Below are 25,431 nucleotides of genomic sequence, written 5' to 3'. Positions count from 1 at the left end.
ACGTGGCCGCCAGTGGCACACGAACTTGGCCGTTGACAAGTGGGAGGGGCCGCATACCCAGGCGACCTGCCAGTAGGAGCAGAACCCGAACCGGCTTGATGTCACACCTGTTGACGCGGTGCAGGACGAAGGTCGGAGATGGCCTCCGTCGTGATCGCTGGCGGAAGTCACTGGCCAGCCGATATCTCAACAGGGAGGCGCTTGATGGCCCTAGGAGCTGTTTCTTAGATCTGCTGACCCTTCGTGGCTGGGGCGTCACGATAGGCATATGGGTCGTGGTGACTTAACGAACGCGGAGTGGGAACGGCTCGAACCGCTGCTTCCCGAGGGCGGCGGGCGGGGCGGGCGGTGGAATGACCACCGAAGGACGATCAACGGCGTGCTGTATCGGGCCCGCACCGGCCTGCCCTGGCGTGACCTGCCCGAACGATTCGGCTCCTGGATCACGGTCTACAAGCGGCACCGCCGCTGGTCGGCTGATGGCACCTGGCAGATGCTGCTGGCCGCGATCCAGGCCGAGCAAGACGCCGAGGGGCGGGTGGGCTGGGACATCTCCGTGGACTCCACCACGGTGCGGGCCCACCAGCACGCCGCCGGCGCGCCCCGCACACCGCCCCCGCCCGTGCGGGGACGGCAAAAGGGGGACACCGCCGGGACAAACCGGGGCGATCCGGTGCTGGCGACACTGGCCGCCCGGCTGGCGGAGGTGGTCAGACTGGGGAGTGCTTAGGCCGCTCCCGTGGCGGGTTCACCACCAAGATCCATCTATCGGCGGATGGCCGCTGCCGGGCGCTGTCGCTGGTCCTGACATCGGGCCAGTACGGCGACAGCCCGCAGTTCCGGCGAGTGCTGGCCACCATCCGCATACCCCGGCTGGGGCCGGGACGCCCACGCACCCGGCCTGACAGCCTGGCCGCGGACAAGGCCTACTCTTCCCGCGCCAACCGCTCTTACCTGCGTCGCCGCAAGATCCGGCACACCATCCCCGAGCCACGCGATCAACGTGCCCATCGCAGCCGACGAGGCTCAGCCGGAGGACGGCCCACCGGTTTCGACGCCGAACGCTACAAAGCGCGCAACGTCGTCGAACGGGCGATCAACCGGCTGAAGAACTTCCGGGCCGTGGCCACCCGCTATGACAAACGCGCCTACATCTTCCTCGGCACTGTCACCCTGGCCGCCCTGGTCATCTGGCTCCGAACCTGATCGAAGAAACAGCTCCTAGCGGCCCGGCGCCGAGGTCCTGGCAGTGGCGACCTCGCCGGAGGCGGCAGGGCGGAGGACCGCTAACGCCTGCGGCAAGGCCCCGAAGGCCGGGCCCCTCCGTCCGATCCACTCGGAAGGCGGCGTTGGGAAGAGTGAGCCGTGCCCGGTCAGCGGTGGTGACGCAGCCCAAAACATTATCGACAGTAGCTGAGCAACTCCCTTGGTGATCAAATGAGGATGAACGCCTTCCACCAGCCGGCCCGTATGGCCTCCGAGGATGACATACCGCTCAAGAAGTCCAACCAGAGCGGCACAAGGGGTCGATCCCTGGCAGACGCCGACGCGAGCACAAGAAGGTCGCGGCAGTGACGGCGGCCCCGCTCACGGCCCCCGGCGGGCACTGTCACACCAGGGATCAACGGTGGGGTGCGGCGGAGCTCGAAAGGCCGTTGCCCTCATCGAGGCGGTCCGGAACGTCGACGGTGTGGTGGACGTCGCGAGCGGGTGCTATTTCCGTTGTTCGGCGCGCAACCGGGCGGCCAGGGCCGCGGCCTGAGTGCGGCGTTGCATGTCAAGCTTGGACAGCAGGTTGGAGACGTAGTTCTTGACCGTCTTCTCGGCCAGGAACATGCGCTCGCCGATCTGCCGGTTCGTCAGGCCCTCGCCGATCAGGTCCAGAATCTGGCGCTCCTGATCCGTCAGCGCCGCGAGCGGGTCCTTCCTGGCGGCCTGATCGCGCAGCCGCTGCAGCATGGCGGCGGTGGTCTGCGGATCCAGCAGCGACTGCCCGGAGGCGACCGTGCGCACCGCGCCCACCAGGTCGGAGCCGTGGATCTGCTTGAGCACGTAGCCGGCGGCTCCCGCCATGACCGCCTCAAACAGCGCGTCGTCGTCGGCGAACGACGTCAGCATCAGGCATGCCAGCCCCGGCACCCGGGAGCGCACCTCGCGGCACACGTCCACGCCGTTGCCGTCCGGCAGGCGTACGTCCAGCACTGCAACGTCAGGCTTGAGCGCCGGGATGCGGGCGATCGCGGACTCGGCAGTGCCGGCCTCGCCGATCACCTCGATGTCGCTCTCGGAGTTCAGCAAGGCCGCGACCCCTCTGCGGACCACTTCGTGGTCGTCGAGGAGGAAGACACGAATCATGTTCGTGACGCTACCGAACAAGCGGCATAGCCGGAAGGACGCCGGAGAGCCAAGGTCTCGTGAAGGAGCGGAATGCCTCCGACCGACAACGCCTTCCGAGAGAGTCTGAAAGAACCGGACGAGGGGAGGCACCGATGAAGAGCACCATCTTGGCGTCGTGGGGAACACGGCAAACGCCGTCGGCGGTGCTGACGGAGCTGTCCTCGCAAGCGGGCGGATCACCCACGCGTCGCTGGCGGGACACCCAGTGGGCGTGCTGGCCAGGGTCGGGGCATCGGCCGACCTGGTGGTCGGGGGCTCGCGCGGGCTGGGCGGTTTCGCTTCCGCGGTCCTGGGCTCGATCAGCCACGGTGTGCTTCACCACGTAACCTGCCCGGTCGCGGTGGTACGGTCACGGAGAGAGGAAGCCTGTCCACTGCCGGGGCCGGTGACGGGACCATCACCACCGTCGACAGGCCTGCCATGGGCACCGCAACGCCCGCCGCCCGCTGTCCGGTCGACTACGTCTGATCATCGCCCGAATCGCTCTGAGCTGGATGTTCTTGTAGGCGTTCCCGGACAAGACATTCGGGGGCCACGCCGACTGAGCGGGCTTGGGCCTCGGATGGCAGTCCGGCGTCCGGGTTCCTGAAGGGGGCCGGGGAGAACGTGCTGGGCGCTGCTCGGCCCGGTCAGCCGGGGCGTCCTGCATTACGCGCACTGCAGCATGGCCGTAATGCGGACGCTTCCCCATCCCTGTGGGGAACTGCGGTTCACGCCGCCGGGGCGGCGTATGAGGGTTCGCGCGCCGGGACGGCGGCCAGGCGGATACCGGTCAGCACGAGCGCGATCCCGCCTGTCAGCAGAATCACTGTGGCGATCGTCAGCATCCAGGTCAGCCGGCCAAGCCGAGGCAGGGTGGCGGCCAAGGTGAGGTCAGTCGTCACACCGGGTGTGCCGTCGGCGTTCATGATGACTGCGGCCCACTCGCCCGGCCGGATGTCCCACGTCAGGCTGCCCGAGCCGGTGGCCACCCAGAAGGGCTCGGCACCAGGAGGCGATCCCGGAGCCGAGCCGGGGTGCCGGTCGTAGCCGGTGTCGCCGGCTGGGAAGGCCAGGTGGGTGATGCGCTCGTGGGCGACGCCGTCCAGGTAGGCGGTGACGTGGTCCTGACGGGCGATGCCGATGAACAGCGGAGCGCCAGGCGTCTCGATGCGGACGCGCCCGATGCTCTCGCGCAGGAACCGTACGCCTTGACCCGCGACGGTGACCTGCTCGGTGGTGAGGGCGTAGGTGGACGTGGACACGCGCCCGGTGGTGACGCTGACGAACCCTTCGCTGTCGCGTGCCTGGCCGAGCACCGCTGTACCTGTGGCGGTGGCTGCGGTCGCGATCCCGGCGAAGGCGAGCAGCGCACCCAGGGTGATGGCCACGACGGAGCCGACGGTGTGCCGGACCGGGGAACGGGCGGGTTCGCGCATCCGCGGCAGTTCGTGGCCGCCCTGCTCCAGCCGGAACGGCGGGTAGGCGTCCGTCATGAGAGCCGCGTACGCGGCCACCCTGAGCGACCACCGGTTCAGGCCGACCACCAGGTCGTACACGCCCTGCGGGTAGCGGCCGGTGAACAGCAGGAACAGTGCCGAGATGAGGACCAGCAGCCCGATCAGGCCACCCCAGTCGAGCGTGTAGAGCATGCCGCCGCTGCCGTCGGGCAGATCGCTCCGCCAGGAGATGACGCTGCCGCTGGTGAACAGGCCCACGACGAGGTAGTGCGGGATGGCCAGCAGCCACCATTTGATCAGCGCCAGGCCGCGCGAGAGCCGTTCGGGGTAGTCGATCTCCAGCGTGGCCGGATAGTCCCGGGCCGGGCCGAGTGTGAAGGGCGGGTAGCGGTCGGTGCCCAGGGCGCCGTAGGTGTAGTACGCCACCCGCCAGGTCCAGCGCAGCACGCCGACGTTGAAGTCGAACAGCGTACGCGGATACCGGCCGGTGAACAGGATCGCGAAGAACGCGACGACGGTGAGGGCCACGAAGGCCGTCCACAGCAGGCTCAGCACGACGTAGTGCGGGATCGCCAGGAACCATTTGACGATCCAGAGGCCCCGGTTGAGGGGCTCCTCCAGCCGGGCCTCGACTCGTACGGGATAGGTGTTCATGCTTCCAGCGCACCACCCGCGATGAGGGCCGCCTGCGGGCGAAGGTCCCTACTTCACGCGCCGTTGTACCCGACTCAAGCGCCGGTCCACTCATGATGGCTACGTGCGCCGCCTGTCGACATCGTCCTGCTTCCAGGTCAGCTCGTCGAGGACGTCGACCACTCCGTTGACGCCGCCGGTCATGCGGACGGCGAAGGCGGCCTCGGTACGGCGCTCCATCCAGCCGGAGAGCGTCACGACTCCACGGCACACGCGGACCCGGACCGCGTCGGTATCGGCCCACAGCCTGCGGCCGAGGACGTCGTCGCGTACGTCGGCGGCGATCTCCTCGTCCGGGCGCAGGAACAGCTTCACCAGGTCCCGGCGGCTGACCACGCCCACCAGCCTGCCGTTGTAGTCGACGACGGCGAGCCGCCCGACGTCGTGGGCCTCCATGAGGCGGGCGGCCTTGACCGCGGTGGCCTCGGCGAAGACGGTGACGGCGGGGCTGGTCATCAGTTCGGCGGCGGTGGCACCCGCTGCCTTCCTCCGGGCCTTCGGGTGGCGTAGTCGGGCGCGCAGCGGCGACCGGTAGCCCTCCCGGTGGTACTGCTCGCGAAACTCCTCCTTGTGGAGCAGGTCGGTCTCCGACACCATGCCGATCACATGGCGGTCGTCGTCCAGCACCGGCACGGCACCGATGCCGCCGGAGACGAGCGCTGCGGCGACGTCTTTGAACGGGGTGGTGGCGGCGACGGTGACGACCTCGGTCGTCATCACGTCGGCGACGGTCATACGCATGGCGCTCAACCCTTCTCAGGCAGGTGGTCGGCTAGCTCCATCGCACCTCGCGCCATGAACCCGTTCACAGAGGCGAAGGTCCCCCGCGCCGCTGTCGTTGGTCCGCCGATCAGAGCCGGACTGCCAGGCGGTGAACGCCGAAAGTTCCTGCCAGAGGCCCGTTGCGGGGCAGCGCTGGTCGTGAGGCCACCGCCGTGCGGCGTCGGTGCCGGATCGTGCGCGGCCTGATGGGAGGAACCAGTAAGAATGAGATCGTGCTCGCCTATGGCGGGTCGGATTTCTCCATGCAGGCGCTGGACGAGGCCGAGCGCAGGAAGGTGCCGCTGATCGTCACCCACGCCTGGCAGTGGCCCTACGGTCAGGCGGCAGACGTGGCCGCGTCCCACCTGCGCAAGGCCATCCCGTTCGGATACCTCTGTTCTGGAATTCGCGATCGGCGAGGCCGCCCTGTGCCGGCTTCCCGTCGCAGACCTCGGCGACTGCGTGAACCGTTATCCGCATGTATGAAGTCAGCCGGTCAGCAATGACGAAGTCGCGGCGCTCCTGGTCGTGGGTCGCAAGCGCGCCATCCGTGCTGGCTTGGCCGGCTCTCTCCTTCAACACGCTCCCTGCCCGGTCGCGCTGGTGGGTGAATACTGAGCCCGAAAGTCCCTGTGAGGCGGCGCCCCCACGCGCCCACAGCGCGGGCATGACCACTGAGTCCTGCCTCAGGCAAGGGCTCGCCACGGCAGAGGCGGCGGCCAGGCCGGCCCAGAATGGCCCGAACAGCCTGCCGCCCATCCGCCGCAAGCCCGCGGTCGTGCTGCTGCTGCGCCAGATGGCACACTTCTTCGCCCTGCTGCTGTGGGGCACGTCCGCGCGAGCTGATCGCTGCCAAGGTGGTCGTGCGCCGCGACGGCAGGCGCGTTCTCATCGACGCCGCCGACCTGGTGATGGTGACGCGGTCGTCCTGGAGGCGGGGGACCGGATCTCGGCGGACCTGGAACTGGCGCACGTTCACGCGCTGGGGCTCAACGAGTCGAGGCTGACCAGGGAGAGCCGCCTGCTGCGCCCGGCGGCGGGGGAGCGGGCCTTCTCAGGCATGTTCGTAGTCGAAGGACAGGCGGAAGCCGTCGTGGCGGCCACCGGTCGCCGGGATCGCGCTGGCCGTGGGCGCCGCGTTCTTCGAACTGGTCCAACTGCTGGGTACGGAGCCAGGACACAGCCCGATACCGTGCACGCCGATACCCAAGGCCAGTTGCTGTTTGGAGCCGCGCGTGCTGTTCCCGGCTGCTCCGGCGTGAGGTAGCCCGGCCGGACAGGTTCCGCACCGCAGGCAGGCCCGGACTGCGCTCCGGGTGCAGGCCTGCGCCGCCGCCAGCGCCTGCTCATTACGGCCCAGACCATTGCAGGACCGCGGCCGCCCACTGCGCGGCGCGATCCCCATCTGCGCGTCATCGACCACGCACAGCAGCGGACGCCGCTCGGAGGCGTCCGACAACAGGCTCAGCACCGCCAGCCTCACCAGAAACCGTTGACCGTGTCGGAGCTGTTCCGGCTCTGCCGCGATCTGGTCGACATCCACAACGTCCGCGCCAGGTGCCATGCCCGCAGCGTCATGCTGCGCGTCCTCGCGCATGTTCCTTCCGGCGCCGCCTAAGCGGTGATGGCTTCGGCCGTCCTCGCCGAGTCGATCCTGGTGGCCGGCCTGACGATCGCCGACTTCGCTGACGCCGCGGTCGCCGACATCGACGCCTACCAGGACGCTGGCCGGGTCGTCCTGGTCGGGCACTCGATGGCCGGCCTCATGATCCCGCGGTGGCGGCCTGGTGGCCGGAATGGGTGGCCCACCTGGTATTCGTGTCCTGCTTCGTCCCCTGGGACGGCGGCGTCATCGCCGGCCTTGACCAGGGCGATGAGCTGCGGGCGCAGGTAGGCAGGGTGGGTGTGCATGGTGGTGGTCAGTCGTTCCAGTAGCGCTGTTCACGCCACGGGTCGCCGTAGTTGTGATAGCCGGCCCGCTCCCAGAAGCCGGGCTGGTCGTGTTCCAGCAGCCGGATGCCCTGCACCCATTTGGCGGACTTCCAGAAGTACAGGTGCGGGACCAGCAGCCGGGCCGGGCCGCCGTGCTCGGCCGGCAGTGGCGCGCCGTCGAAGGTGTGGGCGATCCATGCCTGCCCGCCGCGCAGGTCGGCCAGCGGCAGGTTGGTGGTGTAGCCGCCGTGGCAGTAGCCCTGCGCGAACTGAGCGTTGGTCTCCACCTCGGCCAGCAGTATGTCCAGGGACACGCCCTGCCAGTCGGTGTCGAACTTCGACCAGCCGGTGACGCAGTGGATGTCGGTGTGCGGGCTGTCTTGTGGCAGGTCCCGCAGCTCGGTCCAGGTCCAGGTGTGTTCGGTGCCGGTCTCGGTGAGCAGGGTGAAGTTCCAGTCGGCGGTGCTGACGTGTGGGGTGGGCCCGGCGGTCAGCACGGGAAAGCCGGTGGTCAGGGTCTGGCCGGGCGGCAGCCGATTGCTTGTCTGGCCACGTCCGGTGAAGCCCCGGGAGATGACGGCCATGCTCACACTCCTCCTGCCGGGCGGGTGTCGAGCCTGGTCAGGCCGGGCATGGCGCCGATGATTCCGCCGGGTGCCTCGATCATGGTCATCAGCAGGTTGCCGCAGGTGCGGCAGTGCAGCGCGGTCCCGGCGGCCGGGCCGTAGAGGAGTGCCTCGGCCAGCGGCGCGTGCTGGTCGCAGGCTGCGCACAGGCCGTGGGCGGCGGTCATGTCCCTGCCGAAGAAGGCGGCCAGCGTTCCGGCCGCGGCGTTGCCGTCGATGGGTGGCATGAAGATCCTCTCGTGATGGGCGGTGTTGGTCAGCCGTAGCGTTCGGTGCGGATGTCGGCGGGCGTGTAGCCGAGATCGGTCAGGAGACCGGCGGCGTGCTCGACGAAGGTGGTGGGCCCGCAGACGTAGGCCAGCGGCGCCTGTTCGGGCGGCCAGGCCTGCCCGGCCAGGGCCGTGTGGTCGAGCCGGGCGGGCGGGCGTGGCCAGCCGGGTGGTGTGGTGCGGGTGTAGAGCAGGCTCACCCGGTCGGCTTGGCCCGCCAGTTCCCGGCGGTAGATGACCTGCTCCGGTGAGCGGACCGAGTACAGCAGCCGCATCGGCGTGTCGTCGCCCAGCCGGGCGCGGTGGCGCAGCATCGCGCGCAGCGGGACGACGCCCGAGCCGCCGGCCAGCAGCAGCACCGGCCGCCGGCGCGGGCCGGGCTTCCAGACGAAGTAGCCGCCGATCGGGCCGCGCAGCTCCACCTGGTCGCCCGTCTGGATCACGTCCACCAGATAGGGGGAGACCTCGCCGCCCTCGGCCCTGACCACGGTCAGCGCCGGATCCTCGCCGGGCGCGCCGGCCAGGGAGTAGGCGCGGGTGGCCTGGTAGCCGTTCTCGGCGGTGAGCCGCACGTCCACGTGCTGCCCGGCCTGGTGGCCCGGCCAGCCGGGCACCTGAAGCTGCAGCGTGCGCGTGCGCGCGTTCTCCGCGTCGGTGCCGGTGATGGTGGCCGCCTGCCAGTTCACCCGGGGTTGCGGTGGTGTAGCCGTCATGGGTCTTTTCCGATGGTGTGTTGATCGTGTTGCTCTTCCGGGGCCGGGCCGGTGCGGCCCTTCCCCGGAAGATCCCGCCTCCCGACAGTGTTGGTACGCAGGCACGTCGGTACGCAGGCACCGATCGGGACCCGAGCGCCGCAGCGCGGCAGCGGCAGGTCAGCCGACCGGGCACCCCTTGGACCGCGCGCTGCGCCGGGCGGCGAGTGCCGTCAGCTGCGCAGGAAGTCCAGCAGGTCGGCGTTGAACTTCTCCTTGTCGCCGGGGACGAGCGCGATGCCGTGTGAGCCGCCCTGGTACACCTTGTAGGTGGAGTTCTGAATGATCTTGGCGGATTTGTCGCCGGAGGCCGCGATCGGCACGACCTGATCGTCGTCGCCGTGCACGATCAGGGTGGGGATGTCGAACTTTCTCAGATCCTCGGTGAAGTCGGTGGCGGAGAAGGCATCCACGCAGGCCACTCCGGCCTGGATGTTCTCGGCCATGGCCATCAGCCAGAAGGCGTCCTTGTTGCCCTGGGTCACCTTGTTGCCCGGGCGGTTGGCGCCGAAGAAGCCGTCGGCGCTGTCGTGCCAGAACTGCGACCGCTCGGTGAGGATCCCCTTCTTGATCTTGTCGAACACCTCCTGCGGGGTGCCCTCGGGGTTATCGGCGGTCTTGAGCATCAGTGGCGGCACCGCCGACAGCAGCACGGCCTTGCTGATGCGGGAGGTGCCGTGCCGGCCGATGTAGCGGGCCAGCTCCCCGCCACCCATCGAGTGCGCCACCAGCGTGACGTCGCGAAGATCCAGAGCGGTGAGCAGGTCGTTGAGGTCGTCGGCGAAGGTGTCGAAGTCATAGCCGTCGTAGGGCTGGCTGGAGCGGCCGTGACCGCGCCTGTCGTGCGCGATCGCCTTGAACCCGTTGTCGACGACCGCCTTCATCTGGTCGTGCCAGGCATCGGCGTTCAGCGGCCAGCCATGGATGAACACGACCGGCGGGCCGCTGCCCCAGTCGTAGAAGAAGATCTGCTCATCGTCGCGGGTGGTGATGTACGGCATGGTGAACCCTCCACAGGGGTCGATCGTCATGTCGGTGGACGCCGCGGGCGCGCGGCTCGGGCCCCTGACCGCGGCCCCTGCCGAGGGCCGGACGGCGCATCAGGAGATCGGGGCGCATCACCCCAGGGCATGCAATACCGCACTCCACGGTCGTTTTAAGGTCAAGGCGGGGTGCGAAGGCTTTTGCCCGCCTGCTTGTCCGATCGGCCCGGTCGGCCTTGGCCGGGCCTGGATGCGGACTCCATGGCCCTGGACAGGCGGCGATGCCGTCTTCGCCGAGAAGATCTCGACCCGGGTCAAGGTGCGCCCGCAGTTCGAGGCGGCGCTCACGCTGGCCCGGCAGATCAAGGCGCACGCCCCACACTGCCGGGTCATCCTCACCGTCTATGAGATGAAACGGCTGGGCCGCGACGCCGCCGAGCCCCTGGCCAGCATCTACCGGGCCCTCGCACGAGGAGACCCAGGCCTACCCCGAAGCCGTCCAGGCGGCGCACGCCGACTTCGCTCTCCTGCGAGACGGAGACATCCCCCGGCCCCGCCCGGCCCGCATCCGACGCCCGGGCCAGGCGCTGACAGCGGAGGAGGCCGAACTGCAGCACCGCCTGCAGAGTCATCCTCACCCGAACGCGGAACTCCGATAGCGCAGCAGAAGACGCCGGGTCAGGAGGATTAGCTTTTTCCGGCGGCCCGTTTCTCGCGTATTCCGGCCGCCCCCCACAGCGGATGGCCGCCCGCAACGCCCTGGTACGTCACCTGAAAGCGGTGGAGACGCTCGGGTCAGCCACGTTCATCTGCACGGACAAGACCGGCACGCTGACCCGCAACGAGATGACGGTGGCTGACCTCTGGTCACCCACCTGCTCACCTGTCGGCGTGCTGCGCTCGGCGGTGCTGAGTTCGACCGGACGGATGAGCGGTGGCAAGCCGGTGGGCGACCCATGGAGGTCGCCCTGCACGTCGAGGCGCTGCGCCTGGCCGCCGACGTCGACGATGAGGTCTCGGCGCGCTTCCCCTTCCATCCGGCACGCCGGCGCCCCCGTCGTGGCCGGCGACCGGCGGCATCTGAAGGGGGCGCCGGACGCGGTGCCGCCTCTCTGCCGGGCCGTGCCAGGCGTGGACGAGGCGATCGGGGCCCGCGGCGAAGACGAAGACCGGCCGGTCGTCGTCCGGCGGGTCGTGCCGGGCTGCCGCCCGGCCGGTCCCGCGCAGCCGGTACCTGCCGGAGGCCCTCCTCGTCGCCCGGCCCGTGGGCAGGTCCGCGGCTGGCTCCAGGGCGGTGAAGCGGATCACGCCGTCGCGGACGCATGGTCCCACCACGTCGTACCCACGCTCGCGTAGTGCGGTGATCAGCGGGTCCAGCGCGTCCAGGACGGCGGTGCCGGTCCGGGTGTCCGTGACGGTCCTGTGCATGCCTGCCTCCTACGGCCTTGCCTCCATCCCATCGCCGGCTCAGGTCACCCGGCAGGGACGGAAGTCCCGGGCGGGACGGCGTTGGTCAGCGCATCCGGCGCAGCAACGCCGATGGCGGCGGCGTCGCGGGCGCGACCCTGATGCGCGCGTCCACCGTGGTGGCGCCGTCCGGTGTGACGATGACGGGGTTGAGGTCCAGCTCGGCCACCTGAGGCAGGTCTGCGAGCAGTCGGCCGATCCGCGTGACCTGGTCCGCCAGGGCTTCGACGTCCGTGGCGGGCGAGCCGCGATAGCCACGCAGCAGGGGAGCGCAGCGCAGTTCGCTGATCATGTCGGGTGCGTCGGTGACGGGTGGCACCCGGAAGGCGCGGTCGGCCAGCAGGTCGGCCATCACCCCGCCCATGCCGACCATGACCAGTGGGCCGAACGCGGGATAGTTGACGCCGCCGAGGATGATCTCGACTCCGGTAGGCAGCATGCGCTGGACGATGGCGCCGGTCATCGCCTCACCGATGCGCGCCGACATCTCGCGGTAGGCGTGCTTCACCTCGTGCGCGGTGCGCAGATCCAGCCGGACACCGCCCACGTCGCTCTTGTGCACCGGGCCCACGGCCTTGAGCACGACAGGCAGCCCGACGCGTGCGGCGGCTTCGGCCGCGGCCTCGGGTCCGGCCACGTCCACGGACTCGGCCAGGCTGACGCCGTAGGCGACCAGCAGTCCGGCCGTGGCGGACGGCGACAGCCAGCCGCCGTCCGGGCGCGCCGCCAGCTCCGCCTCGATGATCTCGTGCGCCCTCATCTTGTCCACCTGGGGCTCGGGGGCGGGAGCTTCCATGGGACGCCGGCGCCACTCGGCGTACTCCACCGCCCGGGACAGCGCCTGAACGGCCTGCTCGGGAAAGGCGTACCCGGGGATGCGACCGTCGATGAGGTCGTCGTGGCCGACGAGGCAGGCCAGCACGGTCTTGTCCGTCGTCGAGGCCGCCCGCGCTATCGCCTGACGGGTAGCCTCCAGCCCGTCGCCGAACGGCGGGGTATAGACCACCAGGATCGAGTCCACCTCGGATGACGCGGCCAGCGCCGCGATGGCCGCGCCGATCTCGGCCGCGGGCGCGTCGGCCGTCAGGTCGACCGGATTGCCCAGCGCGGCCGCGGCGTGCGCCTTCAGCAGCCCTGGCGACAGCTCGGGGACGGTGAGCCCGTGCCGCTCGCAGGCGTCGGCAGCCATGGCCTCGGGCCCACCGGAGTTGCCGACGATCGCGACTCGCCGCCCTGCCGGCAGCGGCTGGGCGGCCAGCAGTTTGGTGACGTCGATGAGCTCGTGGACGCTGTCGAGCCGGATGACGCCGGCGGCGCGGGTGAGCGCGTCCACCGCCACGTCGGGCGTGGCCGCCGCGGCGGTGTGCGAGCGTACGGCCCGGTCCCCGGCGCCGCTGCGGCCGCTCTTGACCAGCAGGATCGGCTTGCGCGCGCCGACCCGGCGCGCGATGCGGGCGAACTTGCGCGGGTTGCCGAACGACTCCAGATACAGCGCGATCACATCGGTGCCGTCGTCGTCCTCCCAGTATTCGAGCAGGTCGTTGCCGCTGACGTCAGCCTTGTTGCCGACCGACACGAACGACGAGACCGCCAGCCGATCGAGCAGGGCGGCGCCGACGGCGCCGGATTGCGACATCAACGCCACTCGGCCGGGGACGGGATGATGAGGTAGGAAGCTGGCATTCAGCCGGGTGTGGGTGTTGATCACGCCCAGGCAGTTCGGCCCGATCAGGCGCATCCCCGCCGTGCGGCAGATCCGCAGCAGCTCCGCTTCCGCCCCGGGTTGTCCGGCTTCGGCGAACCCGGAGGTCACCACGACCAGTCCGGCCGTACCGGCCGCCGCGCAGTCGCGCGCCACCTGCAGCACGTGCCTGGCCGGAACCGCCACCACCGCCAGGTCCACGCCTTGGGGCACCTTGGCATGGCAGGTCAGCCCGGCGATCTGGGTGGCGTGCGGGTTGACGGGGTGGATCGCGCCGGGGAATCCGCCGTCGAGCAGGTTGCGCAGAACCTTGTGCCCGACCTTCTGCTCATCACGGCCGGCGCCGACGACCGCGACGGAACGCGGCTCCAGAACCCGGGCCAGCGACGCCCTCCCGGCCTCGTGGTCGCGGGCCGCGATGGCCTCTTTCAGCCGGGGGGTGAGCTCGGCGGCGATGTCGAGGTGCAGGGTGCCGCCTTCGGACCGCTGCGACAGTTCCAGGCCGAGGTCCTTCAGCACCCGCAGCATGGGCCGGTTCTCAGCGAGCACGTCGGCCACCAGCTCACGGACGCCGTTCGCGGCCGCGTCCAGCGCGATGTGCTCCAGAAGCAGCGTCCCCAGGCCGTGGCCGTGCACGGTGTCGTCCAGGAGGATGGCCAGGTCGGCGGTGCCGTCGCCGGAGGGGATGTATTCGGCGACCGCCACCAGCCGGTCGCGCAGGTCGGCGACCAGGGCGTGCCCGCGATAGGCGTCGCCGGTGATGCGGTCCATGTAAGAGTGCGCGGTATTCCGGCCGCCGGTGAAGAAGCGCAGGTATGCCGAGCGTTCCGACGAGCGGTCCACCAGTTCGTGCAGGGCCTGCCGGTCGGCAGGGCGCAGCGGGCGGACGTGGGCGATGCCGCCGTCGCGGAGCAGGACATCGTAACCCTCGATCATGTTCGTCACACCTTCAGGCTGTCCGGCGAGCAGTCCGGTGAGCAGTGCCGGACGGCCCTGTGCCCGGTGGCCGAAAGTCCCGCCTACCCCGTCATGGCCGGATCGCACAGCGTCTCACGGGTGCCAGGGCGTACGGCTCGGCCGGGCATGCCTTTCGCCTCTGCCCCGCTCGCCGAGCGCGGCGCAGGATTCGATCGGAAGGAGGACGAAATGGTTGATCAAGCACGCCGGCCTTCGGCGGTCCGAGTACCGCGGCCGCTCCAGGGGTTCCTCACGCCCGTCGACTACAGCGACCGCCGCCGGTACCGGCGGCAGCCGCACGCGTACACGCGGCTGCAATGATCGGGCTGGATGCCCACCAGGCTCGGGGCCAGCCCTCGGTACGTGACCCTGCTGAAGGTCCCGGGCCACCGCAGCGGCGCCGTCCAGCGCGTCAACCTCGTGGTCACCTCATACGATGGCGCGCGCTACTTGGTTGCACTCGCGGGAGAGGCCGAATGGGGGGTCAGCCCACATAAGGGCCTCGCTGTAGTCCCGGGGAAATATCCAACGGATTTGCCTGAACTGCACTGACGCGGGCCTGTTCCGTTTGTTGATCACTTCCGCTACGGTTCGTACGGTCCTGACCGGTGGACGGTGTGGGGGTGGTCGATGTCGACCCGGATGTTCTCCGAAGACCAGTTGGAGCGGTTGCGTTCCTACCCTGACATCGGCCGACGTCGCCTTCATCGACCCAGGCCGCGGGCGGGGCCCGGCTGACCGATTGCCGTCCAGCTCGCCACGTTGCCCTGGTTGGGGTTCGTGCCGGATGAGGTGAGCGCGGCGCCGCAGGTGGCGGTGGCCCGGCTGGCTGAGCGGCTGAGAATCGATCCGAACGTTCTGGCAGAGTACGGTCAACGGGAGCAGACCCGCAGCGATCATCTGCGGCTGGTGGCCAGTTATCTGGGCTGGAAGAGCGCCCCGGCCGGGAGTACGGCGATGAAGGGGCTGGAACAGTTCCTGCTGGACCGGGCCATGGAACACGACTCGCCGACGCTGCTGTTCAACCTGGCCACCGAGTACCCGATGGCGGCCAAGACGATCCGGCCGGGCGTGACGACGCTGGCCAAGATGGTGGCCAGCGCCCGAACCGGAGCCACCGCGCTGACCTGGGAGAAGGTCGCGCACCTGTTGACCGATCAGTTACGCGCGGATCTGGACCGGCTGCTGATGTATGACGCCGGGCTGAAGATGACCCGGCTGGCCTGGCTGATCAAAGCGGCCACCGATGCCAGCGCGACCTCGGTCAAGACCGCCATCGACAAGCTCATCTACCTGCGCAACATGGACGCCCACACCCTGGACATGTCAGTCCTGGCCGCCGAGCGGCGCCGCTTCCTGGCCTCGGTGGGCCGCTGCTCGACCAACCAGGCGCTGGAACGCCGCGAGGAGCAGCGCCGCTATCCGATCTTGCTGGCCGTGGTCACCCAATCCGCGATCGACCAGGTCGACGAGGTGGTGATGCTGTTCGACCAGGTCGTGTCCGCCCGGGAATCGCGGGCCAAATCCAAGACGGATGAGGCGTTGATCGAGCGGGCCAAGGCCGGTGAGGCCCGCCAGCTGCTCCTGGACGTGATCTTGCCGGTGCTCGCCGACCCGGCCATCCCGGACGAGCAGATCGGCGGGCTGCTGCGCAACACGATCGGGATGAGTAAGCTGCGTGAGGTCGTCACCGAAGGCTGGAAGAAGCTGCCCCGCGATCACGGTCGGCTCTCGGCGTTGCACGCCTCTTACACCTACCTGCGCCAGTTCACCCCTCAGGTGCTGGTGGCGATCGACTTCAAAGGCGGCACCGGCACCGCGGAGTTGATGGAGGTGGTGGCCCTCTTGAAGCGGGTGAACCAGAGCGGCGGCCGTAAGGTGCCCGAGGGCGCACCCACCGCTTTCGTGCCGGCCCGCTATGCCGAGTACCTGGCCAAGGCGCGAAAAGACGGTGATGAGACCGCCTACCGCCACTATTGGGAGCTGTGCGTGGTGCTCGCGCTGCGCGAGGGGCTGCGCTCGGGGGATGTGTTTGTGCCGGCTCGCGCCGCTACGCTGATCCGGCCGCCTACCTGTACACGCCGGAGCAGTGGGCGCCGCGGCGTGCCGATTTCTGCAGGTTGGTCGGCAAGCCCGGCGATGCCGCCGAGGCGATCGAACAGGGTGAGGAGGAACTGCACGCCGCACTGACGCAGCTCGACCAGACGCTCGCCCAGGCGTTGCCTGACGACACCGGCATGGTCCGGCTCGATGACGACGACAAGCTCGTCATCCCGCTGCTGTCGGCCGAGGACGTGCCGGGCGAGGCCAAGGAGCTGAGGGCGGAGCTGGCCGGGATGCTGCCGTTCGCGCCGATCGCCTCGCTGCTGATCGAGTTGAACCTGTGCGCGCATTTTGTGGACTGCTTCACCCATGCCGGCGGCCGTAAGCAGGCCCGCCCGGCCGATCTCAAGCGCAACATCCTCAGCGTGCTCATCGCCAACGCCACGAATCTGGGGTTGTCCAGGATGGCGGAGGCCTGCGGCATCCCGTATGACGTGCTGCGCTGGACGCAGGAGTGGTACGTGCGGGCCGAGACGCTGCGCGAGGCCAACACCTGCCTCGTCAACCACCATCACGGGCTGGCCCTGGCCAAGGTGTTCGGCGGCGGCACCATGTCGAGCTCGGACGGGCAGCGTTTCCCGGTGCGGAGCAAGAGCACGACCGCCCGGGACATGACCATCCACGGCGGCCAGGTGCTGTCGTCTTACACGCACGTGTCTGACCAGCACTCCACGTTCGGCACAAAGATCATCGTGCCGAACGCGCGCGAGGGCCACCGCCTCGCTGGTGGTGGGTAAGTGGTCGGCCGCCTCCCGGCAGAACACCCTAGCCGCGGCGCTGAAGGAGTGGGGCATGCTACGCCGCACCCTGCACGCGGCGAAGTATCTGTCCGACCCGGCCTGCCGCAGGAAGGTCGCCCGTCAGCTGAACAAGGGCGAGAGCCTGCACGCGCTGCGCCGCGACCTGCACTACGCCCAGCAGGGCGCCGTCACCGAGCCTGCCTTGGCCGATCAGACCGATCAGGCGTGGTGCCTGAACGTTTTGACCAACTCTGTCATCATCTGGACGACCGAGTACTACTCGCTCGCCGTGCGGCAACTACGGGCAGCCGGCCGGGACGTTCCCGACGAGTTGCTGGCCCACATCTCCCCGGCGCACAGCGAGAACATCAACTTCTTCGGCGTGATCAATGTCGACGTGGAGGCGGAACTGGCCAAGCTGGATAGCGGCGGCTGGCGGCCACTGCGTCCGGTGGCTGCGGAGATGGCTCTGATGTCATCGCCGCTCCCGGCACCGGGTCAAGGATCGCGACCTGCGTCCATTCAAGATATAAGCAGGCGGAGGCCTAGATCTGCAGCGTCGAGGTCTGCGAGGTCGCTGTTGCGCTCGGCCCACCGGCCGGAGTCGAGGTCGTCGCTGAGGCTTCGCACCGCCCGCCGCTCGGCCTCCGGCCCGACCCTCGTCCACACCGACATCGCACGGCGCACGTGATTCTCCAGATAGGCCCCCGGTCGGCGCCAGTACGCCTCGAACAGGCCGTCCGCGCAGTCCCACGGGATGGGTACCGGCTCAGCTCGAGCGCCGATCGCGTCGGCCATCCCGGCAAGCGAGGGAAATTCTGCGAGGACGTCGGCGAACTCGGGCAGGTAGTCGCGGGTAAGCCAGAACCGGTCCTGCCATCCGGGCTCGTCGGTGTCGAACGTGAGCACCACCACGCGGCGGGCCACGCGCCGCATCTCGCGCAGCCCCGCTATCGGATTCCCCCAGTGGTGAACGGTGGAGACGGCCATCGCGACGTCGAAGGAGTGGTCCTCGAACGGCAGGCTCTCCGCGGCGGCGGCCACGCACGGCGCCGAGCCGGCAGGCCGCTGCCCCCGCATGACCGCCGATGGCTCCACCGCGGTCACGTCGCGATCAGCAGGCTCGTAGGAGCCGGTGCCGGCTCCCACGTTCAGCACCGTCTGCGCGTCCCCGAGCGCGTCCAAGATCTGGGCGGCGATCCGAGGCTCGGTACGCCGTGTCGCGGTGTAGTCGCCGCCGATCGCCTCGTACAGCCGTGCACCGAGCATCTCCAATTGCTCCTCCGGTGTCACCTTCAGTCCCTTCGCTCGTGCCTGAAGTTCCCTGTCGATGGCCGCCAACATGGCGTCAGTGCGATCACGCCGCTCCAGTACCAGGCCGCGCAGTCGGCGCAGGTGCGCGACCGCGTCGGTGGACGAGTCGCCAACCAGTTCTGCAACCTCCCGCAGCCCGAAGCCCAGTCGCCGGTAGGCCAGCACCTCCCTAAGCCGCTCCACGTCGCCCGCCGAGTAGGCCCGGTACCCGGCCGCGGTCCGCGCCGACGGACGCACGAGCCCGATCTCGTCATAGTGATGCAGCGTGCGGACGCTCACGCCGGCCAATCCGGCCACGCGTCCCACGGTCCAGTGATCCTCCACGGCACCGACTATGCCGCCTGACGTCACGTGAGGGTCAAGAGCCGCACCGGCTCGCCTCCTCGTCCAGGCCGTCAGATCCGGCCGCATCCAGCACGCACCACAGGCTCGTGGCAAAGGCTCTTACCCGCCGGAGTGCAGAATCCCATGGGGCCCTCGCCCTGATGTGTCAGGGTGTCCTGACCTCCAGGTCCCCGGAATCGCTGGACAGCGCGATCGTGCGCTGGGCCGAGGGGACGCTCGAGGGCTTGATGTTCTTGTGGCCGGAGTCCGTCTTGGCCACGATGTTGTACGACCCCTGAGGCACCTGGATCACGGTCTTGCCCGGGTCCGTGGTGGTGGTGACTTGGTCGGGCGGCCCGGCGAAGGCCAGGTTCACATCGCCCGAGCCGGTCTCCGTGGCGATCTTCTGGCCTGTCAGCTCGGTGGCCTCGATTGTCCCGGAGTCGGTGGTGGCTTCCAACTCGCCCGACAGATTCTTCAGTGTCAGGTTCCCCGAGTCGGAGCTCACCTTGACGCGGAGTCCCGTGGGCACCTCGACCTGGTAGTGCACGTCGCAGGACGCACCCAAGGCGCCCCACCCCCAGGTGGTGGGACAGGTGAACGTCAGTTCCAGTGTGTCGCCTAGTGCTGTGACCGGAAACGATCACCGGGTTGGCGCCTGAGGCGGTCCTGCCACTTGGATGGTGCTGATCACCATCGATCAACATGCAGGGGGCCAGGTGACGCAACCGGTCAAGGTCCGCAGGCTCACGGACCAAGAAGGACAGAAACTGCAGCGGATCGTGCGGCGCGGCACGACCAACACGGTCCGCTACCGGCGAGCGATGATCCTGCTGGCCTCGGCCGGCGGCAACACCGTGCCGGTCATCGCCCACCTGGTGCAGGCCGATGAGGACACCGTGCGCGATGTGATCCACCGCTTCAACGAGATAGGGCTGGCCTGCCTGGACCCTCAGTGGGCGGGAGGCCGTCCCCGCCTACTGAGCCCTGACGACGAAGCGTTCGTCGCGGCGACGGCCACCACCCGCCCGAGCAAGCTCGGCCAGCCGTTCACCTGCTGGTCCATCCGCAAACTCCTGCACTACCTGCACCGACTTCGCGGCCGCAGCCTCACCCTCGGCCGGGAGGCGTTACGCACCCTGCTGGTCCGCCACGGCATCACCTTCCAGCGCACCAAGAACTGGAAAGACTCGCCCGACCCGGACTTCGACGCCAAGCTGGACGAGATCGAATACGCACTGACGCACCGGCCGGAGCGGACCTTCGCCTTCGATGAGTTCGGGCCGCTCGGCATCCGTCCCACCGCCGGCTCGGGCTGGGCACCTTCTGGTGAGCCGGACCGGCTGCCGGCCACCTACCGCCGCACCCAGGGCGTGACCTACTTCCACGGCTGCTACTCCGTCGGCGACGACCTGCTGTGGGGCGTCAACCGAGCCCGCAAGGGCATTGACCACACCTGGGCCGCCCTGAAGTCGATCCGCGCCGCCCGTCCGGACGGCGCGCCCATCTACGTGATCCTGGACAACCTGTCGGCGCACAAGAACTGGCGCATCCGCACCTGGGCGAACAAGCACAAGGTCAGGCTGTTGTTCACGCCGACGTATGCGTCCTGGGCCAACCCGATCGAGGCGCACTTCGGGCCGTTGCGCCAGTTCACCCTGGCCAACTCCGACCACCCGAACCACGTCGTCCAAACCCGGGCCCTGCACGCCTACCTGCGCTGGCGCAACGCTCACGCCCGTCACCCCGACGTGCTGGCCGCCCAACGTCGCGAGCGGGCCCGCATCCGCAGCGAGAAAGGCATCCGCTGGGGCGGCCGACCTCTCGCATGCGCGGCTTGAAACGCCCACCCAACCCGGCGATCGTTTCCGGTCACAGCACTAAACGGGGTGTCGGCCGACTCGGCGCGGTCGCTGTGGGAGCTGGCCACCGGCGAGGACGGGTTCCTGCAGGGTTCGACAACGGCCCGGGACATGACCCGAAGCACCACGCCCCGGGCCTGGCACCAGCTGCGGACGGCGTGGATGTCGACCAGATCGCGGCAGAGCCGGAACAGCTCCGACACCGCCAGGGTGTCACCGGGGTGGGCGGCGGCGACTCTGGCGAACGCAGGCCGCTCCAGCGCGGAAATATTGGAGGTGGTCGCCAGGTCTTCAAACAGCAGCACGCCCTCGGCCAGGTGAAACCCCTCGGCGACGCCCCCGCTGCGGATCAGGAGGCAGCGCTACATCCTCGGTGAGGATGTAGCGCTGCCGCAGCAGAGACTGGGGCGCGGTGGACACGCGGGAGTAGACGATCCGCACCGGTACTCCTCGGGGAAGGGGCGGGGCCCCTTCTATCTGTCGGGAAACCTTCTAATTCTGCCACCTTCGCGAGTACACCAGCTCGAGGTGGGGTGCGGTAAGCCCAGGACCCACAACCGCGATCTTGGTTGAGTGAGTCGAGGACCGGGCATGCGGCCGCGTCGGCTGGCTCCGAAATTTCTCCAGTATCTAGAAAGTTCCATGCGGTGTATATTTGTGCGCATGGAGGAATCGCGCCGCGACCGCAAGAAGCGGCTGACCAGGCAGCGGATCATCGCCACCGCGATGAGGCTGTTCGCCGAGCAGGGGTATGAGCAGACCACGGTGGCGCAGATCGCCGTGGCGGCGGACGTCGACCCCAAGACGTTCTTCAACTATTTCCGCGCCAAGGACGAGGTCGTGTTCGCCGACGCCGAGCACATTTTCGGCCTGCTGCTCGGCACGCTGGCGGCGCGGCGGCCGCAGGAGGGCCCGGGCGAGCTGCTGGCCAGGGCGGTGCGGGAGTACGCCGGCCGGCGCCGCCCCGAGGTGCTCCGCAAGGAGCCCGAGGAGCTGTCGGCGGGGGTCCGCCTGATGATGAGGACGCCGGCGCTTCAGGCCAAGGGCCTGTACCTGATGCTGGACCTGCAACGGAGGATGGCAGGCGAACTGCTGAAGGCGTTCCCTGACCGGCTGGATCCGATCACCGCGGCCGCGATGACCGGATCCCTCATCGGCGCCGTCCAGCAGGCGAGCCTGGCGAGCGTCGAGCTCGGCCGGTCGCAGGACGAGCTGTGGCGGGCCGCACGGCACGGTCTCGACGTCGCCGCGCGCGGCCTGCTTTCGGTCCGCGCGGACGCTGCGGAAGAAGACGAACCGGCGCACGCCGCAGAAGGGAGCGACCCGTCATGACGGAGAACGAGCGGAGCCTGGCCCGCGACGCGCGGCGGGCGCTGCGCGAGGGCTCCGAGGGGATCTCGCGGCGGCAGCGGGCCCGCCTGGCCGAGGCCGTGGCCTACGCCCGCGCCCACTCACCCTACTACCGCGATCTGTACCGGGCGCTGCCCCACGGCATCGACGACCCGGCGCGGCTCCCGGTCACCGGCAAGCAGGCGCTCATGGCGCGCTTCGACGACTGGGTCACCGACCCGGACGTGACGCTGGCCAAGGCCCGGCAGTTCGTCGCCGATCCCGCCCTCGTGGGCGAGCGCTTCCAGGGGCGATACCTCGTGGCCACTACGTCCGGCACCAGCGGGCTGCGCGGCATCTTCCTGCAGGACGAACGGAGCCTGGCCGTGGGCAACGCGGTCGGCCAGCGCGCGCGAGCCGGGCTGGGGGTCTGCGACCTTGTGCGCCTCATGCGCGGCGCCGGCCGCACCGCCATCGTCTCCGCGCCGCCCGGCCACTTCTCCACCGTCGCCGGGGCCGCGCGGTTCAGACGCGACCACCCGCGACTCGGCTGGATGCTGCGGGAGTTCTCCATCCACAAGCCGCTGCCGGAACTGGCCGCCGAGCTGAACCGGTACAAGCCCAGCTCGCTCGCCGGCTTCTCCAGCATGCTCGGGCTGCTGGCCAGCGAGCAGGAAGCCGGCCGCCTGCACATCCATCCGGGGATGGTCATCGCCGGCGGCGAGGCGCTGACCGCAGAAAACCGCGCCCGGATCGCCTCCGCGTTCCACGCCCAGGTCCGCTCCGCCTACGCCGCCACCGAGTGCGGATTCCTCGCCTACGGCTGCGCGCACAACTGGCTGCACATCAACGCCGACTGGGTGGTGCTGGAGCCGGTCGACGCCGACCACCGGCCCGTCCCGCCGGGGCGGCCCTCGCACACCGTCCTGTTGAGCAATCTCGCCAACCGGGTCCAGCCGCTCCTCCGCTACGACCTGGGCGACAACGTCCTGGTGCGGCCCGACGCCTGCCCATGCGGCAGCGCGCTGCCCGCCGTCCAGGTGCAGGGCCGCGCGGCGGAGATGCTCGAGTTCCCCGCCGAAGGCGGGCACGTCGGCATCTCCCCCATGGCGTTCGGCACGCTGCTGGACCGCGTCCCCGGCATCGCGCAGTTCCAGGTCGTGCAGAGTGCGCCGGCCACGCTGCGGGTGCGGCTGAGGCAGGCGGACGGCGCCGACCCCGATCACGTGTGGCGCACCGTGCGCGAGGAGATGTCGCGCCTGCTGGCCGGGCACAGGGCCGAGCACGTCGTGCTGGAACGTGCCGAGGAACCGCCTGAGCAGTCGGTCGGCGGCAAGTTCCGCAGGATCATCCCCCTGACCCGCTGACCGCGCGGGCCTCAGCCCCGAACCACGCTTACCGTGGCGGCGACCCGACGTACCCGCCCGTAAATCACCAAACCGCAACCCATGCCCCTTCGAGATCACGATTGTGGGTTTGTGCTTACCTTTGCTGCACCCAAGATCGATTCCTGCTTTAGGGGCCCCCGCTCGGGTCCGTGCCACCAGCCGCAAAGTAGCTCTGAGTAACAATCGCTACTCTGTGTCGTTGCGATGTTGGTCATCTCAGCGTCGAGTAACGGTCGTCTGTCGACACCCGCCGAGTCGATCACTGAACCGCAGGTGAGTGCTGTCGATAACTCGTGTCCAAAATCAATGTCGGTGAACGGTGCATGAAGTAGATTTCGACAGTGCTCTTCGGCTACGCGCGGATCAGTACCGCCGACCAGAACCCCGACCACCAGATCGACGCGCTGCTGCGCGCAGGCGTCGACCGCAACAACATCCATCTGGACAAGGCCAGTGGCGCCAAGGCCTCCCGGCCCAGCCTCGACCTGGTCCTCAAGCTGCTGCGCGAGGGCGACACGCTGAAGGTCACCCGGCTGGACCGCTGCCCGCGCCCGCGGCCGGGTCGGCGGACGCCGGCCGAAGCTCACCGCTGACCAGGCCGCCCTTGCGCAGGAGCTGTACGACACGCGGGACAAGACCGTCCAGCAGATCGCGGACTTGTTCGGGGTGCCGCGCTCGACCGTGTACGGGCATCTGAAGGGCGACACTGTGCTCCGCCAGCCAAGAAGACCCTGGATAGGGCGTAGTCGGGACGGGGTCGGAGTTTTGTTTGTCGTGGTCGGCCTACCGGCCCCCGGAGCTAGGGTGGCCGGGGTGATCTGGTCGGCGTAGGGCCCGGTATGGGTGTCGGCCAGGTTGTCCGACCCGGCCCGCAGGAGGCCGGCCAGGTGGTTAGTCACCAGCATTGCGGGCTGGAGGATGACGTCCGTCCGCTTAGCCGGGGTTGGCGCAGAGTTGGGCGGTCAAGGTGGTGCGGGCCCACTCTTCCCACGTGTCCGGTGACCAGTCGCGGTCGCGGACGAAGATTAGGTAGAGCTGCGGGCTGAGCAGGCCGAATAGCAGGTCCGCCGCCATCTCGACGGAGAGGCCGGGACGGGTGTCGGGCTTGCCGGCCAGAGCTTTTGCCGCTGCGTACTGCACGGTGTAACGCGGGTCGGGGCCGTCCGGCCACTGCGCGGCGATCTCAGGGTCGGTGGCCGCGGCAGCCGCGATCAGCGGCATGATCGGGGCGACCCGGCCCAGGATCTCGCGGGTGCCGTGGACGTGCGCGCGCAATTGCCCGACTGCGGTGGGCTCGGCGCACGCGGCGCGAAACCACTCACGATCCATGGTGGCGACCGGCTCGACGTCCCCGGCGATGGACGCGTCGACGACGTCCTTGAACAACGTGCGCTTGTTGCGGAAAACGAAGTACACCGTCTGGACAGCCACGCCCGCCCGGTCCGCGACTTCCTGCAGGCTCGTCGCCCCGTAACCCTGCGCGACGAACAGCTCGCGAGCCGCCTCGACGACCTTCTCACGGGTACGGCGTGAGCGCTCGGCTCTCTTGTCCGGCCGCTTGACTGTGTCCATATTGGGAGTATATCTCTAGAGCACATCACTAGAGTTCAACTCTTAATTCTTGGAGGAGACGATGGACCAGCCCAACGCCACCCAGCAGCCGGAACTGGACCCGGCCTCAACGCAGCGAGACCCGGAGGAGGAGTCCGTCCACCGCGCGCTGGAGCGCTACTACCGCACCGGCAAGCCACCGTGGGACACCGGCGTCACGCCGTCCGAGCTGGTCGCCCTGGTAGAGGGGCACGGCGCGCTGCCGCCCGGCCGCGCCCTCGAACTCGGCTGCGGCACGGGGACCAACGCCATCTATCTCGCACGGCACGGCTGGGAGGTGGCTGCCGTCGACCTGATCGACCGCGCCGTTGACCAGGCCAGAAAGAAGGCTGCGGAGGCGGGAGTGGCGGTACGGCTGCTGCACGGAGACGCCACCCGCCTCGACGAACGGGACGTGCCGGGCCCCTTCGACCTGTTCTTCGACCTGAGCTGCTACTGCGGGATCCCACTGCACCGCCGCGACGCCTACGCCGCCGGGCTCACCCACCGCGCCGCTCCCGGAGCACGGTTGCTGATGTTCGGGTACGGCCCCGAGCCGTCCGGCAATCCGGCCCCCGAGGTCGCCTCGTGGGCGGCGGGCGTCACAGCCGACGAGCTCCGCGCCAGGTTCCCCGGCTGGGAACTACTCGACGTCACACCGGGCACCAACTCGGTGCCGACCTTCTGGTTCACGCTGCGCCGCGACGCCTAGTGCTGTGACCGGAAACGATCACCGGGTTGGCGTGTAGGACGGTCCTGCCGATTGGATGAGCTGATCACGCTCGTTCCAGCAGCTGGGAGG

General features: G+C 69.3%; 22 protein-coding genes and 4 pseudogenes. 13 read left to right on the top strand and 13 right to left on the bottom strand.

All coding sequences use genetic code 11. From position 1 onward, the window contains the following. Positions 1-268 precede the first annotated feature (268 nt). Positions 269-1,206 (top strand): annotated as a pseudogene (locus ACWDXC_RS43870) (IS5 family transposase). A gap of 507 nt (positions 1,207-1,713) precedes the next feature. Here the strand turns inward: ACWDXC_RS43870 and ACWDXC_RS43865 are convergent. Continuing rightward, complete coding sequence (locus tag ACWDXC_RS43865) at positions 1,714-2,355, bottom strand: response regulator transcription factor (protein WP_219508905.1); 642 nt, start codon at positions 2,353-2,355, stop codon at positions 1,714-1,716. A gap of 232 nt (positions 2,356-2,587) precedes the next feature. Between ACWDXC_RS43865 and ACWDXC_RS43860 the strand changes: the two are divergent. After that, positions 2,588-2,752: pseudogene (locus tag ACWDXC_RS43860) on the top strand (universal stress protein); the annotation flags it as partial. A 1,078-nt stretch (positions 2,753-3,830) separates the two neighbouring features. Here ACWDXC_RS43860 and ACWDXC_RS43855 read toward each other — a convergent pair. Together ACWDXC_RS43855 and ACWDXC_RS43850 are read right to left on the bottom strand one after the other, a co-directional pair. After that, positions 3,831-4,490 (bottom strand): annotated as a pseudogene (locus ACWDXC_RS43855) (DUF4389 domain-containing protein); the annotation flags it as partial. Positions 4,491-4,589: 99 nt separating this feature from the next. Continuing rightward, positions 4,590-5,270, bottom strand: a complete 681-nt coding sequence (locus tag ACWDXC_RS43850; protein WP_375075372.1) for a CBS domain-containing protein — start codon at positions 5,268-5,270, stop codon at positions 4,590-4,592. A 215-nt stretch (positions 5,271-5,485) separates the two neighbouring features. On the opposite strand from ACWDXC_RS43850, the gene ACWDXC_RS43845 reads away from it, so the two are divergent. Further along, positions 5,486-5,797: a hypothetical protein gene (locus ACWDXC_RS43845; protein WP_449992865.1), complete on the top strand. Its 312-nt coding sequence runs from the start codon at positions 5,486-5,488 to the stop codon at positions 5,795-5,797. Then, entirely contained in the window at positions 5,770-6,558 is a 789-nt protein-coding gene (locus ACWDXC_RS43840; protein ID WP_449992863.1) for a P-type ATPase, read from the top strand. Before ACWDXC_RS43845 ends, ACWDXC_RS43840 begins: the two co-directional genes overlap by 28 nt. Before the next feature lie 652 nt (positions 6,559-7,210). Here ACWDXC_RS43840 and ACWDXC_RS43835 read toward each other — a convergent pair. The 6 genes from ACWDXC_RS43835 to ACWDXC_RS43810 form a co-directional block, all read right to left on the bottom strand. Next, positions 7,211-7,807, bottom strand: a complete 597-nt coding sequence (locus tag ACWDXC_RS43835) for a sulfite oxidase-like oxidoreductase (RefSeq protein ID WP_449992861.1) — start codon at positions 7,805-7,807, stop codon at positions 7,211-7,213. Positions 7,808-7,809: 2 nt separating this feature from the next. Further along, positions 7,810-8,076 carry a DUF6510 family protein gene (locus ACWDXC_RS43830; RefSeq protein ID WP_219508911.1) on the bottom strand — a complete coding sequence of 89 codons (267 nt, stop codon included), beginning with the start codon at positions 8,074-8,076 and terminating at the stop codon, positions 7,810-7,812. A 29-nt stretch (positions 8,077-8,105) separates the two neighbouring features. After that, positions 8,106-8,831, bottom strand: coding sequence for a ferredoxin reductase (locus ACWDXC_RS43825; protein WP_449992859.1), 726 nt, complete (start codon positions 8,829-8,831; stop codon positions 8,106-8,108). 212 nt (positions 8,832-9,043) lie between these two features. Continuing rightward, on the bottom strand, positions 9,044-9,901 hold the full coding sequence (locus tag ACWDXC_RS43820; RefSeq protein ID WP_449992857.1) for an alpha/beta fold hydrolase: 858 nt from the start codon (positions 9,899-9,901) through the stop codon (positions 9,044-9,046). A 719-nt stretch (positions 9,902-10,620) separates the two neighbouring features. Continuing rightward, positions 10,621-10,890 (bottom strand): hypothetical protein, encoded by a 270-nt coding sequence (locus tag ACWDXC_RS43815; protein ID WP_449992855.1) that lies wholly within the window; start codon positions 10,888-10,890, stop codon positions 10,621-10,623. A 476-nt stretch (positions 10,891-11,366) separates the two neighbouring features. Continuing rightward, positions 11,367-13,958, bottom strand: a complete 2,592-nt coding sequence (locus tag ACWDXC_RS43810) for a bifunctional acetate--CoA ligase family protein/GNAT family N-acetyltransferase (protein ID WP_449992854.1) — start codon at positions 13,956-13,958, stop codon at positions 11,367-11,369. 762 nt (positions 13,959-14,720) lie between these two features. Here ACWDXC_RS43810 and ACWDXC_RS43805 point away from each other — a divergent pair. The 3 genes and pseudogenes from ACWDXC_RS43805 to ACWDXC_RS43795 form a co-directional block, all read left to right on the top strand. Continuing rightward, complete coding sequence (locus ACWDXC_RS43805) at positions 14,721-16,169, top strand: DUF4158 domain-containing protein (protein WP_449992925.1); 1,449 nt, start codon at positions 14,721-14,723, stop codon at positions 16,167-16,169. Continuing rightward, on the top strand, positions 16,100-16,819 hold the full coding sequence (locus ACWDXC_RS43800) for a Tn3 family transposase (protein WP_449992852.1): 720 nt from the start codon (positions 16,100-16,102) through the stop codon (positions 16,817-16,819). The genes ACWDXC_RS43805 and ACWDXC_RS43800 overlap by 70 nt, the downstream gene beginning before the upstream one ends. After that, positions 16,809-17,144, top strand: a pseudogene (locus ACWDXC_RS43795) (Tn3 family transposase); the annotation flags it as partial. The gene ACWDXC_RS43800 and the pseudogene ACWDXC_RS43795, both read left to right, overlap by 11 nt. 200 nt (positions 17,145-17,344) lie before the next feature. Here the strand turns inward: ACWDXC_RS43795 and ACWDXC_RS43790 are convergent. After that, on the bottom strand, positions 17,345-18,460 hold the full coding sequence (locus ACWDXC_RS43790) for a MerR family transcriptional regulator (RefSeq protein ID WP_449992850.1): 1,116 nt from the start codon (positions 18,458-18,460) through the stop codon (positions 17,345-17,347). Positions 18,461-18,626: 166 nt separating this feature from the next. After that, positions 18,627-19,028, bottom strand: coding sequence for a DUF4097 family beta strand repeat-containing protein (locus ACWDXC_RS43785; RefSeq protein ID WP_449992848.1), 402 nt, complete (start codon positions 19,026-19,028; stop codon positions 18,627-18,629). A gap of 112 nt (positions 19,029-19,140) precedes the next feature. On the opposite strand from ACWDXC_RS43785, the gene ACWDXC_RS43780 reads away from it, so the two are divergent. Further along, positions 19,141-20,301, top strand: coding sequence for an IS630 family transposase (locus ACWDXC_RS43780; protein WP_449992846.1), 1,161 nt, complete (start codon positions 19,141-19,143; stop codon positions 20,299-20,301). Here the strand turns inward: ACWDXC_RS43780 and ACWDXC_RS43775 are convergent. Continuing rightward, positions 20,202-20,627: a recombinase family protein gene (locus ACWDXC_RS43775; RefSeq protein WP_449992844.1), complete on the bottom strand. Its 426-nt coding sequence runs from the start codon at positions 20,625-20,627 to the stop codon at positions 20,202-20,204. The two genes, ACWDXC_RS43780 and ACWDXC_RS43775, sit on opposite strands and share 100 nt — an antisense overlap. 358 nt (positions 20,628-20,985) lie before the next feature. Between ACWDXC_RS43775 and ACWDXC_RS43770 the strand changes: the two genes are divergently transcribed. The 4 genes from ACWDXC_RS43770 (at position 20,986) to ACWDXC_RS43755 (ending at position 23,870) form a co-directional block, all read left to right on the top strand. After that, complete coding sequence (locus ACWDXC_RS43770; protein ID WP_449992842.1) at positions 20,986-21,654, top strand: TetR/AcrR family transcriptional regulator; 669 nt, start codon at positions 20,986-20,988, stop codon at positions 21,652-21,654. Further along, positions 21,651-23,018 (top strand): phenylacetate--CoA ligase family protein, encoded by a 1,368-nt coding sequence (locus ACWDXC_RS43765; protein WP_449992840.1) that lies wholly within the window; start codon positions 21,651-21,653, stop codon positions 23,016-23,018. Before ACWDXC_RS43770 ends, ACWDXC_RS43765 begins: the two co-directional genes overlap by 4 nt. Positions 23,019-23,380: 362 nt before the next feature. Further along, positions 23,381-23,632, top strand: a complete 252-nt coding sequence (locus ACWDXC_RS43760; protein ID WP_449992838.1) for a recombinase family protein — start codon at positions 23,381-23,383, stop codon at positions 23,630-23,632. 22 nt (positions 23,633-23,654) lie between these two features. Next, a complete protein-coding gene (locus tag ACWDXC_RS43755) occupies positions 23,655-23,870 on the top strand; it encodes a hypothetical protein (RefSeq protein ID WP_449992923.1) in 216 nt (71 codons plus the stop codon). Positions 23,871-23,972: 102 nt separating this feature from the next. Here the strand turns inward: ACWDXC_RS43755 and ACWDXC_RS43750 are convergent, their stop codons facing one another. Beyond that, a complete protein-coding gene (locus ACWDXC_RS43750) occupies positions 23,973-24,611 on the bottom strand; it encodes a TetR/AcrR family transcriptional regulator (RefSeq protein ID WP_449992836.1) in 639 nt (212 codons plus the stop codon). A 61-nt stretch (positions 24,612-24,672) separates the two neighbouring features. Between ACWDXC_RS43750 and ACWDXC_RS43745 the strand changes: the two genes are divergently transcribed. After that, positions 24,673-25,341 carry a class I SAM-dependent methyltransferase gene (locus ACWDXC_RS43745; RefSeq protein WP_449992834.1) on the top strand — a complete coding sequence of 223 codons (669 nt, stop codon included), beginning with the start codon at positions 24,673-24,675 and terminating at the stop codon, positions 25,339-25,341. Positions 25,342-25,431 lie beyond the last annotated feature (90 nt).

The sequence above is a fragment of the Nonomuraea sp. NPDC003214 genome (assembly GCF_053590035.1).
This window is presented reverse-complemented; position numbering and strand designations above follow the sequence as displayed.

Excerpts from the sequence above, each read along its gene's own strand:
- ACWDXC_RS43850 (WP_375075372.1), bottom strand. The coding sequence starts at position 5,270 with ATGCGTATGACCGTCGCCGACGTGATGACGACCGAGGTCGTCACCGTC.
- ACWDXC_RS43770 (WP_449992842.1), top strand. The coding sequence starts at position 20,986 with ATGGAGGAATCGCGCCGCGACCGCAAGAAGCGGCTGACCAGGCAGCGG.
- ACWDXC_RS43835 (WP_449992861.1), bottom strand. The coding sequence starts at position 7,807 with ATGGCCGTCATCTCCCGGGGCTTCACCGGACGTGGCCAGACAAGCAAT.
- ACWDXC_RS43780 (WP_449992846.1), top strand. The coding sequence starts at position 19,141 with ATGGTGCTGATCACCATCGATCAACATGCAGGGGGCCAGGTGACGCAA.
- ACWDXC_RS43765 (WP_449992840.1), top strand. The coding sequence starts at position 21,651 with ATGACGGAGAACGAGCGGAGCCTGGCCCGCGACGCGCGGCGGGCGCTG.
- ACWDXC_RS43865 (WP_219508905.1), bottom strand. The coding sequence starts at position 2,355 with ATGATTCGTGTCTTCCTCCTCGACGACCACGAAGTGGTCCGCAGAGGG.
- ACWDXC_RS43820 (WP_449992857.1), bottom strand. The coding sequence starts at position 9,901 with ATGACGATCGACCCCTGTGGAGGGTTCACCATGCCGTACATCACCACC.
- ACWDXC_RS43825 (WP_449992859.1), bottom strand. The coding sequence starts at position 8,831 with ATGACGGCTACACCACCGCAACCCCGGGTGAACTGGCAGGCGGCCACC.
- ACWDXC_RS43810 (WP_449992854.1), bottom strand. The coding sequence starts at position 13,958 with ATGATCGAGGGTTACGATGTCCTGCTCCGCGACGGCGGCATCGCCCAC.
- ACWDXC_RS43830 (WP_219508911.1), bottom strand. The coding sequence starts at position 8,076 with ATGCCACCCATCGACGGCAACGCCGCGGCCGGAACGCTGGCCGCCTTC.
- ACWDXC_RS43815 (WP_449992855.1), bottom strand. The coding sequence starts at position 10,890 with ATGGAAGGGGAAGCGCGCCGAGACCTCATCGTCGACGTCGGCGGCCAG.
- ACWDXC_RS43745 (WP_449992834.1), top strand. The coding sequence starts at position 24,673 with ATGGACCAGCCCAACGCCACCCAGCAGCCGGAACTGGACCCGGCCTCA.
- ACWDXC_RS43840 (WP_449992863.1), top strand. The coding sequence starts at position 5,770 with ATGTATGAAGTCAGCCGGTCAGCAATGACGAAGTCGCGGCGCTCCTGG.
- ACWDXC_RS43750 (WP_449992836.1), bottom strand. The coding sequence starts at position 24,611 with ATGGACACAGTCAAGCGGCCGGACAAGAGAGCCGAGCGCTCACGCCGT.